Source organism: Pedobacter soli (genome assembly GCF_900101435.1).
Taxonomy (GTDB): domain Bacteria; phylum Bacteroidota; class Bacteroidia; order Sphingobacteriales; family Sphingobacteriaceae; genus Pedobacter; species Pedobacter soli.
The window spans coordinates 242,472-257,101 of record NZ_FMZH01000007.1 but is presented as its reverse complement, the minus strand read 5'-3'; the positions used below and the strand labels follow the sequence as shown (position 1 = coordinate 257,101).

Below are 14,630 nucleotides of genomic sequence, written 5' to 3'. Positions count from 1 at the left end.
GTTAATGGCTCTTCCTGGCAGAGAAAAAATGAATTCAATTTTAAGTAAGCTAAACAGTAGTTTCACTGTTCCAGGCTTTTTAGAAAAATCATATTTCCCTTCATTAGACGGCTGGAGAGCAGTAGCCATTATAATGGTAATTCTAGGCCATGCTAAATCAACAGTTCTCAATAGTACAGCTTACTATCGATTTTTTGAAAGATTTGTATATGCAGAACTTGGCGTTAGAATTTTTTTCATTTTAAGCGGTTTTTTGATAACAAGCTTACTACTAAAGGAATTTGTTCAAAATGGCAAAATAGTTATCTCTAATTTTTTCATAAAAAGGGCACTCAGAATTTTTCCGGTATTGTATTTATATATCATTACAATCTGTATAGTAAACAGTTACTTCGGTCTTGGAATTAGTAATTCTTTTTTTTGGGGAATGTTATGCTATTTCACGAATTTCATAATGTACAACAACCCCTGGCTTTCGAGTCATACATGGTCATTATCGGTAGAAGAACAGTTTTACCTGATCTGGCCAATAATAATCTATGCTATTAAGAAAAAAGCGTGGCTGTTCAGTTTATCACTGATTGTATTAACTCAACTTCTACGTGTGCTTTGGTATAAAGCAGGATTTTATCAGGAGACCCTAGGTCCGTTTCTAAATGGTGCAGATGCTATATTTTTAGGTTCTCTGCTCTCTATTGTAAGTTTTAAAAGATTTATTAACCCTTTAGCTAAATATTGGAGTAATCAGTACTTTCATTTTCTGGCAATATTCCTGGTTTTTTTCATTTATTACAGCCTGCACAGGGGCATGTTCGGAAAGTTCCTGCTACCATTTGGATATATCTTATCTGATTTAGCTATAGGTTACCTGCTTCTGGCAACAATCATAAATGCAAAAGGATTAATATACAACACACTAAATAATGCTGTAATGGTCAAATTGGGAGTTATATCATATAGTTTGTATATATGGCAACAACTCTTCATAGTTCCACTAAATTATAACCCGGAAATTCTTCCCAGGGCTCAATTTCCATTCAATATTTTGATTTCAATTTTTGTTGCCTTCTTATCCTATTATTGTTTTGAAAAACACTTTCTTAATTTAAAGAAGCGCTTAACTAACAGATCTAAATGTCAGAAATAGCAATAAAAATTGAAAATTTAAGTAAAGCCTATCAACTCGGCCAGATTGGTACAGGTACAATAAGCCGCGATCTCGAACGTTGGTATGCCCGGATTAGAGGAAAAGAAGACCCCTTATTACTGGTTGGAGAAAGTAATGACCAAAATATCAGAAGTGAAAGTAATGTAGTTTGGAGTTTAAAGAATATAAATTTTGAAATTGCAAAGGGCGATGCTGTTGGTATCATCGGTAAAAATGGTGCAGGAAAAAGCACTTTGTTAAAAATATTGAGCAAGGTTACTGCCCCAACAACCGGAAAAATTTCGGGTAATGGCAGGATTGCAAGCCTCTTAGAAGTTGGTACAGGTTTTCATCCTGAGCTCTCGGGAAGGGAAAATATCTTTTTAAATGGTGCTATACTGGGCATGCGTAAAAAAGAAATTCAGCGCAAACTGGATGAAATTGTAGATTTTGCTGGTATAGAACGTTATCTGGATACTCCTGTTAAAAGATACAGTTCAGGCATGTACGTACGGCTCGCCTTTGCAGTAGCTGCCCACCTCGAAAGCGAGATTTTAATTGTGGATGAGGTGCTGGCTGTTGGTGATGTAGAATTTCAGAAAAAATGCCTGGGTAAAATGAGCGAGGTGAGTAAAGGCGAAGGCAGGACAGTACTCTTTGTAAGCCATAACATGACGGCTATTAAAAAGCTGTGTGGCAACAGCATTCTGCTAAACAAAGGCAGCGTAGAACTATTCGACCGTACAGAACGCGTAATTGAACATTATTATCATGCTAATAAAGAAAGTCTCGTAAAAATAAATCCAGCTTCTAAACGGGAAGGATCTGGCGTTGTTCAATTTTACGACTTCACTATACTTAACAAAAACCTTGAAGAAAAATCAGTATTCCTTAATGGCGAAAGCATTGTTTTTAAATTTACCCTAAATGCTATCGCTGATACTGCCAATGTAGATATTGGTTTTTCCATTCATGATGAAGACGAAAATATGTTATCGGTTATTTATAGCAGTTACCAGAACAAAGTTTTCGACCTTAAAAAGGGGATAAATCATTACTCATTCGAACTCACTGATAATTACCTGAGCAACAGGACCTATATTATCAGGGGGCTGATAAAAGCGGATAATATTATTGCTGATATGCCTGCTCAACCCATCGGAGAACTGGTAATCGAATCCGGTAATTTTTACCAAACAGATAGTATAGGGCATCAATCCTCAAAAATTGCATTCTTGATTAAAGGGAAATGGGCTTAAAGGAATATACAATACAAACGCTGTTAAAACTGATGCCCGACTTCCTGAAACGAAGGATTATTACCCAATCTGCAGATTCAGGGATACTCACTTTTTCGCAGGAAGGAGAAGATCGGTTAATTGAAAGGATACTCGGCAAAAAACATTATGGCATTTATGTTGATGTTGGAGCACATCACCCTTCCACAATAAGCAATACCTATTATTTTTATAGAATGGGCTGGAGAGGAATTAATATCGATGCCATGCCGGGTGCTATGGCGCTTTTCGATCAGGTAAGGCCTTATGATATCAATATAGAGCAGCCAATTTCTGACGAGGTAGCCGAACTGGAATATTTTATGTTCAACAGTGCGGAGCTGAATACATTCGATGCCCAAAACGCAGCTATTTTTTCAAGCTATCCCAACGTTAAGCTGATGAACAAAACCATACTAAAAACCAACACCTTAGCTAAAGTACTGGAACAAAACTTACCTAAACTGGGGGAAACAGAAATCGATTTCCTCTCGGTAGATGTAGAAGGTCTGGATTTAAAAGTGCTAAAATCGAACGATTGGACAAAATTCCGTCCAAATCTAATCCTTGTAGAAGATTTATTTGCCGACGTTATGAAATCCTTTCATGGGGAAATATCTACTTACCTAACCAGTGTTGGTTACCAGATGATAGCCAAAACACAGAATACGCTTTTCTTTAAAAAAATTGCCTGAAGTTTCGATCATTATGCCTGTTTACAACGGGGAAGCATTCCTGAATGAAGCTGTAAATTCTGTTATTCAGCAAAGCTATACGGATTGGGAACTGATTATTGTAGATGACGGCTCGACGGATAATACCGCTAAAATTATTAATGACTTTACCTCATTAGATAATAGAATTAGGAGCTTTTATCAAACCAACAAAAAACAGGGCCTGGCCAGAAATGAGGGTATTAAACAGGCTAAAGGAAAGATTATTGCCTTTCTGGATGCCGATGACCTCTGGGAAGTACACAAGCTGGAAGTTATGGTCGATTTTTTTCACCAATCAACATGTGAACTTGTATTTTCAGATGCATACTTACAGGATGATGCCACCGCAGAAAGTAAACGCTTCGGGGTAACCAATACAAACTACAGCGGTGCAAAAGGTTTAGAATCTTTTTTATTTTATAACAGGATTCCCCTGTTAACCGTATTGGTAAAACGTGAGGCAATTTTTGAAGTGGAACTATTTAACAACAGAGGCATAAGCGAAGACTATGAACTCTGGCTTAAATTATTATTACGCGGTTTTGAGTTTAAATCAACCAGCCAGGCCCTGGCCACTTACCGCGTTCATGCCCAATCCACAACCCATCAGGATAAACTTGCAATGGATGCGAACATCGATGTCATTTATAGCTTATATAAAAACGTTAATCCACTTTACAAAAGACTTTTCGGCGATTATCTCAAAGTATGGTACCGGAGAAAGCTAAAAACCATTAAAGACCGCACGGCATACCTGAATTTTTTAAATGTTCTTACTTTACAGCACCGGGATAATTTTAAATATCAGCTCTTGCTAAAAATTAATCCGGCATTGCTCGGCTATCGATTTCATAAACGATTGTTATCTTATTTAATCAGATGAAACTTGTTTCCATCATTATACCCTGCTACAACCAGGGTAAATATTTAAAAATGAGTTTGGATAGCTGTCTAAGTCAAAGTTATCCGCATTGGGAATGCATTATAATAAACGATGGCTCTAATGACGATACTGAAGAAATAGCCTTTAGCTACTTAAATAAAGACGAAAGATTTAAATACAAAGCTCAGCCGAATAAAGGTTTATCTGCTGCCAGAAATCTGGGAATTTCCATTGCCAAAGGCGATTTTATTCAACTATTAGATGCCGACGATTTAATTGAGCAAGATAAACTGGCAAAGACAATAGCCCAATATCATTATCTCAGAGATCACAACCGCATAATCATTTATTCGAGTATGCGTTATTTTGAAAGTCAGGCCCCTGCAAAGTTAAAAGTGCTGGGCCGCAATAATTTTATTGGTCATGTAGAATTGAAGTTGGAAGATAGCCCGGCCAGCCAAAAAGAGTTGGTTCAGTTTAGAAACCCATTTGTGATATCTGCTCCACTTTACCCTGCAAATTTGTTTAAAGAAATAGGCTTATTTGATGAATCTTTAACTGCCCTTGAAGATTGGGATCTCCACATCAGGTGTCTCAAATCAGGTTATTTATTTCATCACCACGCTGAAGCAGATACCCGGACGCTGATCCGCCTGCACGACAATAGCATGATGAGAAATCAGCACTTGATGGATACCAACTTTAGTATTGTAAATGCAAAACATCAATTAAAACCAATAGAGGCACCAGCAGTAAAACAATCATTATTCGTACGCTTCTTTAAGAAAATTATGAACCGGCTAAAACCTTAAGGTCTATTTATTCATGAAAAAAATCATTTCAACATATTTCAACCGATTTCTAAAAAGATTGATGAATGGAGTTGATGAATCTTTGAAAGATACCGGAAAGCTACTTGCAGGCGAACAAACTGCACAATTGATTATTAAAAACCAATACAGGGCACTTCAGAAAGAAGAAATAAGAAAATATGATTTTAACGAGGTGGGTTTTAGAAAATATTCGCAAAATTCGGAAGATGGCATCCTGCTGTTCATTTTCGCGGCAATTGGCACTACGAACAAAAAAATTGTGGAGCTTTGTGCTTCTGATGGGATAGAATGTAATGCGGCCAATCTGATTATCAACCACGGCTGGCAGGCACTGCTGTTTGATGGAAATACGGAAGCTATTGAAAAAGGCAAAAAGTTTTATCGTTCACATCCTGATACTTTCACCCTCCCCCCCATCTTTGTAAATGCCTGGATCACCAAAAACAATGTAAACGAACTTATTGCCAACCAGGATTATACCGGAGAAATAGACCTGCTTTCTATCGATATGGATGGTGTAGATTATTGGATCTGGGATAGCATTACGGTGATAAAACCCCGTGTTGTAGTAGTAGAAGTTCAATGTATATTCGGGGCCGGCGATTCAGTTACTGTACCTTATGCCGATAACTTTAAAACTGAATTTATAGATGGCTTTGGTGTTTACAGTGGTGCATCGCTGAATGCTTTTATAAAACTGGCTTCACACAAGGGGTATAGGCTCGTTGGTGTAGAAAAATATGGTTTTAACGCCTTCTTCATCAGGGAAGATATTGCAGCAGATATATTTCCAGAATATGATATCTCAGGTTATGAAGACATCCCATTTGTGAAATGGGCCAAAGCAAAATTCCTCGAACAAATAAAAGATAAGAAATGGGAGCAGGTGTAGATAAAATCAGGGCAATTGCATTTTATCTGCCCCAATACCACCCTATTCCCGAAAACGACCAATGGTGGGGAAAGGGTTTTACAGAATGGACCAACGTAGCAAAGGCCCGGCCTTTGTTTAAAGGCCATTATCAACCCCATGTTCCTGCTAGCCTGGGCTTTTACGATTTAAGATTAAACGAAGCCAGGGTTGCACAGGCCGATCTCGCAAAGCAATACGGTATAGAGGGCTTCTGCTATTGGCATTACTGGTTTGGAAATGGAAAAAGGCTACTCGAAAGGCCTTTCAATGAAGTTTTAAGCAGCGGCAGCCCAAACTTCCCATTTTGCATTGGCTGGGCAAACGAGAGCTGGTCGGGCATTTGGCATGGCAACCCTTCAAAAATATTAATTGAACAAACTTATCCCGGAAAACAGGACTATATTGATCATTTTAATTATTTGTTAACAGCTTTTCGGGATGAACGCTATATCAAAGTTGATGATAAACCTTTATTCTTTATTTACTCGCCAGACAAAATACCTGATCTCATCGGGTTCACCAATCTTTTTAGAAAACTGGCAACTGAAAATGGACTGAAAGGCTTATACATTGTTGCCAACACGTCAGACGAAGAATGGGATCCTAAATTAAACGGCTGCGATGCAGTAAACCTCAATTTATTGGGTAACTTGTACCATAAAATTCCCAATAGCAAACATTATCTTTATAAAAAACTTAGAAACCAGTTACATAAATCAGGTCTTGCCTATCATTTTCACAAATGGATTAAAAGGCCATTGAGGTTATACAAGTATGCTGAAGCGATACCTTTTCTGACCAGGGCTAAAAACAAAGATTTTGAATCCTTTCCTTGTATCGTTCCCAACTGGGACAATTCGCCACGAAGTGGCCTAAACGGACTGATTTTGAGGGATTCTACTCCAGAGCTATTTCGTATTCATTTAAGAGATAATATCAATCTGGTTAAGAACAGCGATCCCCAAAAGCGAATAATATTTCTAAAATCGTGGAACGAATGGGCCGAAGGAAACCATTTGGAACCCGATTTAAAGTTTGGTCTTCAATATCTGGAAGTTTTACAAGAGGAAATTTATGGCCATGACCAAGGTATTTAAACATTCTCATTTTAAGGCCGACATGCACGGACATGGCGGAAACAAACGGACGGCCCAAATCAATGCGCTTTTGTATGCAGCAGGTATTGCATTCGAAGAAGTGGATTTTGATCAATATGAGCCCGAACCGAATCATATTCAATCCTTTATAAAAGGTAGTTCGAGGCTCAAAAACTTAAGAAGAGGGATAAAAACTACCTATGCTATAGGGCGCTACCTCCTTAAATTTGAATCTTTTATTAAAAACTGCAAACCCGATTTATTTATTTGGGAATCAACATCCGGCTATTATTTATTATTGGCCGAGGTTTTACGCAAGCATAAAATTCCATTTGTTGCCATACCGCATAATATCGAATCATTAGTTATCGGAAACGAAAGTGCATTTTCTAAACAAAAATCGCCATCATGGTTTAAAGAAGAAGTTGCATTCTTAAGACTTGCCAATATGGTTTTTACCATTTCAAGAGAGGAAAGCTGGCTTCTTTCTATTTATGGATTAAATTCGGCTTATCTACCTTATTTTCCACCGCAGGATCTAATGAAACATTTTCTGCAGGTAAACGAAAAAAGGAAAGACCGAAAATATCAGGTTGCTGAAAAAATAAATTTATTGCTCTTAGGCACATTTCATAATCCACCAACTTTTAAAGGCTATTCAACCATTATAGCGGCTTTAAACAACCTGGATTTTGTTCAGCTCACTGTTGCCGGCTTCGGTTCAGAACGTTTAAAAACATCAGCATTGGGCGCAAATATTGATGTTTTGGGAACCTTAAATTTTGATGAATTGCTGGAAACGATAGCGCAAGCAGATTATGCACTCATCCACCAGGAACCTAGCTCCGGATCACTTACACGCATACCCGAACTCTTAGCTTGTGGATTACCGATTATTGCCAACGATTCGGCATCGAGAAGCTTTTATAATTATCCTGGTGTAATGACTTATCATGACTTAGATGGCCTTATAAATTTGTTAAGACAGCAAAATATTCCTCAAACACTCGCTGTGCAACCAGCGGGTGAAGTTGAAATTTTCCAAAACTGCATCAGACGTTTACAAGGTGAAAGATAGGGAAATCAGAAGATTAAATGATTTGAATATCAACCGCGATCATTCGCTGTATCTTCATTACAAATTTTACCAAGACGAATTATTCAAAGCATTAAAACAACATGCAAAAGGCAAACTACTTGATATTGGATGTGGCAACAAACCCTACAAACAGCTAATTGAACACCAGATTGAAAGTTATTTGGGATGCGATATTGTGCAGAGTGAAAACAACACTGTCGATATCATTTGCAATGCTGATGAAATACCAATGGAGAGCAGCCTTTTTGATACGGTAATCAGTACACAAACAATTGAACATGTCGAAAATCCACAAGGACTGGTAGCCGAAGCTTACAGGTTAGTTAAGCCTAACGGATATTTAATTATCAGCGGTCCGATGTATTGGCCATTACACGAAGAACCTTTCGACTTTTATAGATTTACAAAATATGGTTTTAAACACACCATTGAACATGCTGGATTTGAAATTGAAACCATCTGCCCTTGTGGAGGGAAATGGGCCCTTGCCGGACAAGCCTTATTGCATGCAATCTACCCAACCCTATATAATATTAAAGGCTTTAAGGGGAAAATCATTGGGTTTATTGTCAAAACGCTGAGGCTGATAAAGCTTATCAATATCGTATTCGAACATCTTGATAACCATGTTACCGATTATACCAATACCATGAACTACGTGGTTATTGCAAAAAAAACAGTTAAAAATTTTGAAGATACAACTGCCTAAGCTCTCAGATTACAAAAATACATATCTAACCGCTCAGGTTAATATCCCGTTACCAACAGTTGTTGTTCCTGATGGAGGCCAGTTAGATCAATTGCCCAAACCCAATACCCAGCTTACCGGCTGGCCCTGGGATGTACAGGTAAAGGCCGAAATTTATGAGAAAAATTTAGTCTGGCCAAAGTTAACTGTTGTAACACCATCTTATAATCAGGAAAAGTACATTGAGCAAACCATCCGGGCGGTATTACTCCAAAACTATCCAAACCTCGAATATATTATTATGGATGGTGGCAGTACAGATGGAACAAAGGAGATCATCGAAAAATATGCTCCATGGATTAGCTTTTGGGAGATAAAAAAAGACAACGGGCAAGGTCATGCCATCAATAAAGGGTTCAGCCTCGCTTCCGGCGCCTATTATTCATGGATTAATAGTGATGATTATTACCTGGAAAACACGTTTCATAAAGTAATGAGCACCTTTATGGCAACCAAAACAGAATTTGTATATGGCTATTCGCAGAATTTTGACGCTGAAAAGAATGAAACGAGCCTTACCAGAACGCTCCCTTTGCTAGATGCCCTGATCAGGATGCCAACGCTGCAACAACCTGCCACTTTCTGGTCGGCAAAAATACATCAGCCAATTTGGGAAGAACTGGTTTGTTCTTTGGATTATGAACTGTGGCTAAGAATGCTGCCTGGCAAAAAGAAAAAGCTAATTAAAGCGCCTTTGGCAGTGGCTCATGTGCATCAGGAAGCGAAAACACATAACCCGGAAATGGGTAAGAACTGGGCAAGAGACCATGAATTGATTTGTAGCCCTGATGCACATGGCCCCGTAACACAATGGAAACTGAGATACCTGTTACACAGGATCTGGATCAAAATAAACAAGTATATTTAATAACAATGGTTGGTATTTCTATACAATGCAGGTTGGGCAATCAGTTATTTCAATATGCTTTTATCACCGCGCTTTCAAAAAAATTAAATACAAAATATTTTATCAGCGAAAAAATAGAGCGCTTTACTTTACCTGACTATTTCGAACTTCCGCAATACAGTTCAAAACTCAATTTTTTGCGTAAGCTTATCCTGAAAATAAAAAAGGGCTATACTTTAAAGCCTCTTCAACATTACGAAATAACCCAAAATACTCCTGCAAAAGACAATGAAATATATGTAGGTTATTTTCAGTCGGAAAGCTTTTTTGAGGGGACAAAAGATAATATCGGTGAATTGATTAAGGTCAGGCCAGAACATAAAAATGCTTTTAATAACCAGTTCGAAAAAACTTTCTCCCAACAAAAAACCATTGCAATTCATTTAAGAAGAGGCGATTACCTTAACCTGGACGATTGGTGGTTAGAAAACCTGGGTGGCAACAACTTAACCCTCCCAATTACCTATTATGAAAAATGCTTTGCGGCGATAAAGAATCTGAACAACTACCGATTATTATTTATCAGCGATGATATAGCATTTGCCAGATTAAATTTTGGACACCTCGAAAATGCCGAATTCCATAACAATGAGCTGATTATAGATTTTCAGATTATGATGAATGCCGACATTTGTATCGTATCCAACAGCTCTTTTGCCTGGTGGGCTGCTTACCTAAATGCCAAATCAACCAAAAAGATATTTTGCCCTGAATATTGGCTGGGTTTCAATATCAATACAGAATATCCTAAAAATATTATTCCTGATAGCTGGGAACAAATAGCAGTTAAATAATGAAAAATTTGCTTAGAAAATTATTAAATACCTTAGAGCCAAACAACAGGTATAAAAGAATATCTTATGCTCAATATGGCGAAGATCTGATTATAAAATCCATTTTTAGGGAATACCTTGGAATTGAAAGACCAAGCTACCTCGATATTGGAGCACATCATCCTTATCACCTTAGCAATACGGCATTATTCTATAAATTTGGATGCCGCGGGATCAACATTGAGGCAAACCCCGATCTCATAGCTGCGTTCAAAAAATTCCGTCCTCAGGATCAGAATCTCAATATTGGCATCAGTGCGTCAAATTCAGAAAACCTGGATTTTTACATCATGGAACAGCTAGAGCTCAATACTTTTGTAAAGAAACAGGCCGAAGAACTCGCAGCTAAGGGTTACCCTGTAAAAAAAGTTATTGGTATCAACTGCCAAAGCCTCTCCAGCATTATTCAAACTTATTGCAATGGCATTTTTCCCGATTTGCTTTCTTTAGATGTAGAAGGTTTAGATGAATCAGTACTCGAAAGTTATAATTTCGAAACCACCAAACCCAAAATCATCTGTGTCGAAAATCTTCATACTGACGAGTCAGGATTCTTGAGAAAGAATGACCAGATCAGGGCGATATTGAAAAGAAACGGATACTTTCTCATTGCGGATACTTTTCTGAACGATATTTTTATGGATTCAGCACTGCTAAAATACAGGTAATAACCACGCTGGTTTTAATGGAAAATTCGGCAACAATAGCATTATTAATCCCTGTTTTTAACGGTGCAAATTATATTGTTGAATTTTGTGAACATCTTAAGGATCTGACTTCACCTTTTGATGAAATCATTTTCTACAACGACGGAAGCACTGACGATTCATTAAACTTAATCAAAAAAACAGGTTATAAATATATTACAGCTGACACCAATAAAGGTGTTGGTGCGGCACGTAACATTCTTGCTCAAGCTACTCAATGTAATTATATCCATTTTCATGATATAGATGATAAATTCAGCAGTACATTTGTTGAAGAAGTTAAAAACGCTATTACTAATAACCATGCTGAAGTTATATTTGGCAATTGCGATTGGATAGATATCGCGAGTAAAACTGTTTTAATCCGCTGGCGTTACAACCAGGCTGAACTTTCGGCAAAACCAGCCGATTACTTCCTGACAAATCCACTGGGTATTATTAATACCGCTTATCATGCCGATACATTCCGCAGCATTAATGGATTTAATGAAGATTTAAAGTGTTGGGAAGATGCAGATATCCATATCAGATTGGCACTGGCTGGAACCAGGTTTAAACACATCGACAGTACCATCGCTTTTTCAATGCGGCACAGTCATGGGCTAAGCGGAGATCAACTCTGGTGCTGGGAGTGTAGACTTAAATTTCTTGAGCGGTACCTTTGCGATTATTCCGATCTGTTAAATAAATCAACAATCGAGTCTGAAATTAAAAAGGTGCAAAATGTATTTATCCTATCTGGTAATTTCTCAAAACTTAAAAAAATTATCGATTTAAAAACCAAATACAACCTGCGTTTAAAGACTGATAAAATTTACATTTTATACCTGTTAAGCAAAATAATTCCATCAGGTATTTTGTTTCCACTGGTTAAAAAGATGATACAATAAATGAAGGTTCTCAAAAAAATAATTACATTTCTTTTTACCAATTATCCCTATAAAATCAGGTCTTTTGATCAACTGTATCGCAATAAAAAAGGAGAAGCGATTGACGTGCCTGAAGAAAGGCCAATGGTTTTAAAGACTGAAACAGGCGATACAATTGTATATGCCAACGGTGCATCATTTTTAAATCATCCTCCCATCCTGAGAACAGTTAACGGTCAAAACCGGTATGAATTGACTGGTATTTTTAAAGCGCCTGACAGAATTTTATATAAAATACCTGGCGGTAGCATTATCGGCAACAACGGATTGGTTTACGATGCCAAAAAAAGATCATTTATTGAAGAATCGGCAAAAGAATGGACCACGGCACTCGGCGATTCGCCATTTACCAACATGGTTCACTTTCCTGCAAAGAAAACTTTAGCGGGACAAGTACTTTCCTGTCTGACTAACGGTGCTGATGGTGGTTTTTACCACTATTTTTTTGAATCGCTTTTAAAACTTTATTACTGCCGCGAAGTCATTGATTTTACCAGCTATATTCTGCTCAACGGACCATCAACACCATGGAAGTTAAACTGGCTGGAAAAAGCAAATATTAATCCGGATAAAATAATCTGGGTAATGGATACAGATCATATAACCTGCGAACAATTACTGTTTACAAATCGATTGATTAACGATCAGCAACTATCTAAATGGTGTATTAATGCGCTGTTAAGCTTATTTAAAGTCGAATTTGCCCCAGATCGGGAACGCAGCAACAGGCAGATAATCTGGATAACCAGAGCAGGATTAAAAGAAAGACACATTAGCTGGGAAGCACAAATTCTGGATATTTTTCCGGAAATAAAATGCGTTGACCTTAACCGGCTTACGCCCGAAGAAACCATTTATACCCTGCAAGAAGCCACACATGTTATTTCAGCTCATGGAGCGGGTTTGAGTAATCTTATTTTTTGTAAAAAAGGTACTAAAGTGCTGGAAATATTACCTAACGGCAAAAGTTTTCAGCCTTGTTACAGCCGCATTTCTAGTATTTTAGGTTTTAACCATTATATTGTAAACCTCGATTTTTCCAATGCAGATAATCAGGAAACGGGCTTCAGCTATTTAAAGGAAACATTATGCAACTTTATCTAACACGATTGATATCTTTTTGCTACAGGATTTATTTTAGGCTCTTTGGCATCACGATCCCCTCTTCTGTTACTATCGGCAAGAATGTATTTATCTCAAAGGGCTTTTCAGCTAAAAAAGGAACCATCACTGTAGGAGCAGGATCTGAGCTATTAAAAGGCAGCGTATTGAAGGCTTATGGCGGAGAGATCAACATTGGAAAAAAAACATACATTGGAGAATATGCGGTGATTTACGGGCATGGAAATGTCTGGATTGGAGATAATGTACTTATTGCCATGCAGACCACCATTGTGAGTTCTAATCACGACATTCCATCAAAGCACACTTTGATCCGTTCTCAGGGCGACATTTTGTTGCCTGTACACATTGGTAACGATGTTTGGATTGGCGCAGGAGCTAAAATATTGGGTAATGTAAATATAGGCGATGGCTGTGTGGTTGGTGCAGGTGCAGTAGTTACAAAAGATTTACCACCATACGCAATCGCTGTTGGTGTTCCTGCAAAAATTATCGGCTATAGAAATGATTAAACTGATTAGTGTAATTATTTCCACTTATAATCCCAATCAGGAGAAGTTAGATTTAACCATCAAACACCTTGAAGAACAAAGCCTTTCAAAAGATTGCTGGGAATTAATCATTGTGGATAATAACTCGAGCAAAGATGTAAAAATCAACTGCTCCCCTGCCCTCAGTTATCAACTGATAAAAGAGTTCAAACAGGGACTTACCCATGCGCGTTTAGCCGGCATAAGGGCTGCAAAGGGCGAACTTGTTGTTCTGGTTGATGACGATAACCTCTTAATGCCAGATTATCTGGAAAATGCAGCTTCATTTTTTTCTGCAAACTTAAATTTAGGGGCAGCTGGCGGCAAAATTCTTCCGGCATTCGACAATGAGCCTGAAGCCTGGCTAGCAGATTTTTATGAATTGCTAGCCATCAGAAATCTTGGTGACGAGGTGATGTTGGCCCGTTGGGACAATACCTACCCCAAAGTATCGCCAGTTGGTGCAGGAATGGTTTTGCGGATGAATGCCTTAACAGACTATCTGAATAAAGAACACCTCATCTTAGACAGGACCGGTAATACCTTAAGTTCAGGTGGCGATAATGATATCGTTATAGAAGTTTTAAAAGCAGGTTGGGAAGTGGGATATTTTCCATCGCTCGAGTTAAAGCACCTTATTCCCCCATCTCGCACCACTTTTAAATACATCAGCAAACTCACCAAGGAAAGCAGCAAGTCGTGGGTGGTACTGCTGCTGTCACATCACATCTGTCCATGGAAGAAAATTCCACGGTATACCCTACCCATCAGGAAAATCAAGGCTTGGTTTGCCTATAAAGCCTGGAGCAATAAAACCAATTACATTAAATGGAAAGGTGCATGTGGCACTTTTGATGGCCTGGCAACATGATTAATAAGATAAAAAAAT

Annotated in this window: 16 protein-coding genes; all 16 read left to right on the top strand. The window is 38.0% G+C overall.

What is annotated here, in order from left to right; all coding sequences use genetic code 11:
- Positions 1–4 precede the first annotated feature (4 nt).
- From BLR37_RS16660 to BLR37_RS16585, 16 genes are read left to right on the top strand one after another with little or no spacing between them, the layout of a single operon-like run.
- Positions 5–1,147 carry an acyltransferase family protein gene (locus tag BLR37_RS16660; RefSeq protein ID WP_090770501.1) on the top strand — a complete coding sequence of 381 codons (1,143 nt, stop codon included), beginning with the start codon at positions 5–7 and terminating at the stop codon, positions 1,145–1,147.
- Complete coding sequence (locus BLR37_RS16655) at positions 1,135–2,406, top strand: ABC transporter ATP-binding protein (protein ID WP_090770499.1); 1,272 nt, start codon at positions 1,135–1,137, stop codon at positions 2,404–2,406. Before BLR37_RS16660 ends, BLR37_RS16655 begins: the two co-directional genes overlap by 13 nt.
- Positions 2,397–3,119 carry an FkbM family methyltransferase gene (locus tag BLR37_RS16650; RefSeq protein ID WP_090770497.1) on the top strand — a complete coding sequence of 241 codons (723 nt, stop codon included), beginning with the start codon at positions 2,397–2,399 and terminating at the stop codon, positions 3,117–3,119. Before BLR37_RS16655 ends, BLR37_RS16650 begins: the two co-directional genes overlap by 10 nt.
- Positions 3,112–4,023 (top strand): glycosyltransferase family 2 protein, encoded by a 912-nt coding sequence (locus BLR37_RS16645; RefSeq protein ID WP_143009602.1) that lies wholly within the window; start codon positions 3,112–3,114, stop codon positions 4,021–4,023. The genes BLR37_RS16650 and BLR37_RS16645 overlap by 8 nt, the downstream gene beginning before the upstream one ends.
- Positions 4,020–4,835 carry a glycosyltransferase family 2 protein gene (locus tag BLR37_RS16640; RefSeq protein WP_090770493.1) on the top strand — a complete coding sequence of 272 codons (816 nt, stop codon included), beginning with the start codon at positions 4,020–4,022 and terminating at the stop codon, positions 4,833–4,835. Before BLR37_RS16645 ends, BLR37_RS16640 begins: the two co-directional genes overlap by 4 nt.
- A gap of 13 nt (positions 4,836–4,848) precedes the next feature.
- Positions 4,849–5,748, top strand: coding sequence for a hypothetical protein (locus BLR37_RS16635; RefSeq protein ID WP_090770492.1), 900 nt, complete (start codon positions 4,849–4,851; stop codon positions 5,746–5,748).
- A complete protein-coding gene (locus tag BLR37_RS16630; protein WP_090770490.1) occupies positions 5,733–6,866 on the top strand; it encodes a glycosyltransferase WbsX family protein in 1,134 nt (377 codons plus the stop codon). Before BLR37_RS16635 ends, BLR37_RS16630 begins: the two co-directional genes overlap by 16 nt.
- Positions 6,850–7,944 (top strand): glycosyltransferase family protein, encoded by a 1,095-nt coding sequence (locus BLR37_RS16625; protein WP_090770488.1) that lies wholly within the window; start codon positions 6,850–6,852, stop codon positions 7,942–7,944. Before BLR37_RS16630 ends, BLR37_RS16625 begins: the two co-directional genes overlap by 17 nt.
- Entirely contained in the window at positions 7,898–8,674 is a 777-nt protein-coding gene (locus BLR37_RS16620; protein WP_167356628.1) for a class I SAM-dependent methyltransferase, read from the top strand. The genes BLR37_RS16625 and BLR37_RS16620 overlap by 47 nt, the downstream gene beginning before the upstream one ends.
- On the top strand, positions 8,655–9,581 hold the full coding sequence (locus tag BLR37_RS16615; protein ID WP_208599671.1) for a glycosyltransferase family 2 protein: 927 nt from the start codon (positions 8,655–8,657) through the stop codon (positions 9,579–9,581). The genes BLR37_RS16620 and BLR37_RS16615 overlap by 20 nt, the downstream gene beginning before the upstream one ends.
- Positions 9,524–10,414: an alpha-1,2-fucosyltransferase gene (locus BLR37_RS16610; RefSeq protein ID WP_090770484.1), complete on the top strand. Its 891-nt coding sequence runs from the start codon at positions 9,524–9,526 to the stop codon at positions 10,412–10,414. The genes BLR37_RS16615 and BLR37_RS16610 overlap by 58 nt, the downstream gene beginning before the upstream one ends.
- Positions 10,414–11,121, top strand: coding sequence for an FkbM family methyltransferase (locus BLR37_RS16605; protein ID WP_090770482.1), 708 nt, complete (start codon positions 10,414–10,416; stop codon positions 11,119–11,121). Before BLR37_RS16610 ends, BLR37_RS16605 begins: the two co-directional genes overlap by 1 nt.
- A 17-nt stretch (positions 11,122–11,138) precedes the next feature.
- The gene (locus BLR37_RS16600; RefSeq protein WP_090770480.1) at positions 11,139–12,050 is read left to right on the top strand and encodes a glycosyltransferase family 2 protein; all 912 of its coding nucleotides are present in this window, start codon (positions 11,139–11,141) and stop codon (positions 12,048–12,050) included.
- On the top strand, positions 12,051–13,193 hold the full coding sequence (locus tag BLR37_RS16595) for a glycosyltransferase family 61 protein (protein ID WP_090770478.1): 1,143 nt from the start codon (positions 12,051–12,053) through the stop codon (positions 13,191–13,193). It abuts the gene before it with no gap.
- Positions 13,178–13,723: an acyltransferase gene (locus BLR37_RS25670; RefSeq protein ID WP_090770476.1), complete on the top strand. Its 546-nt coding sequence runs from the start codon at positions 13,178–13,180 to the stop codon at positions 13,721–13,723. Before BLR37_RS16595 ends, BLR37_RS25670 begins: the two co-directional genes overlap by 16 nt.
- A complete protein-coding gene (locus BLR37_RS16585; protein ID WP_090770474.1) occupies positions 13,716–14,612 on the top strand; it encodes a glycosyltransferase in 897 nt (298 codons plus the stop codon). Before BLR37_RS25670 ends, BLR37_RS16585 begins: the two co-directional genes overlap by 8 nt.
- Positions 14,613–14,630: the final 18 nt, after the last annotated feature.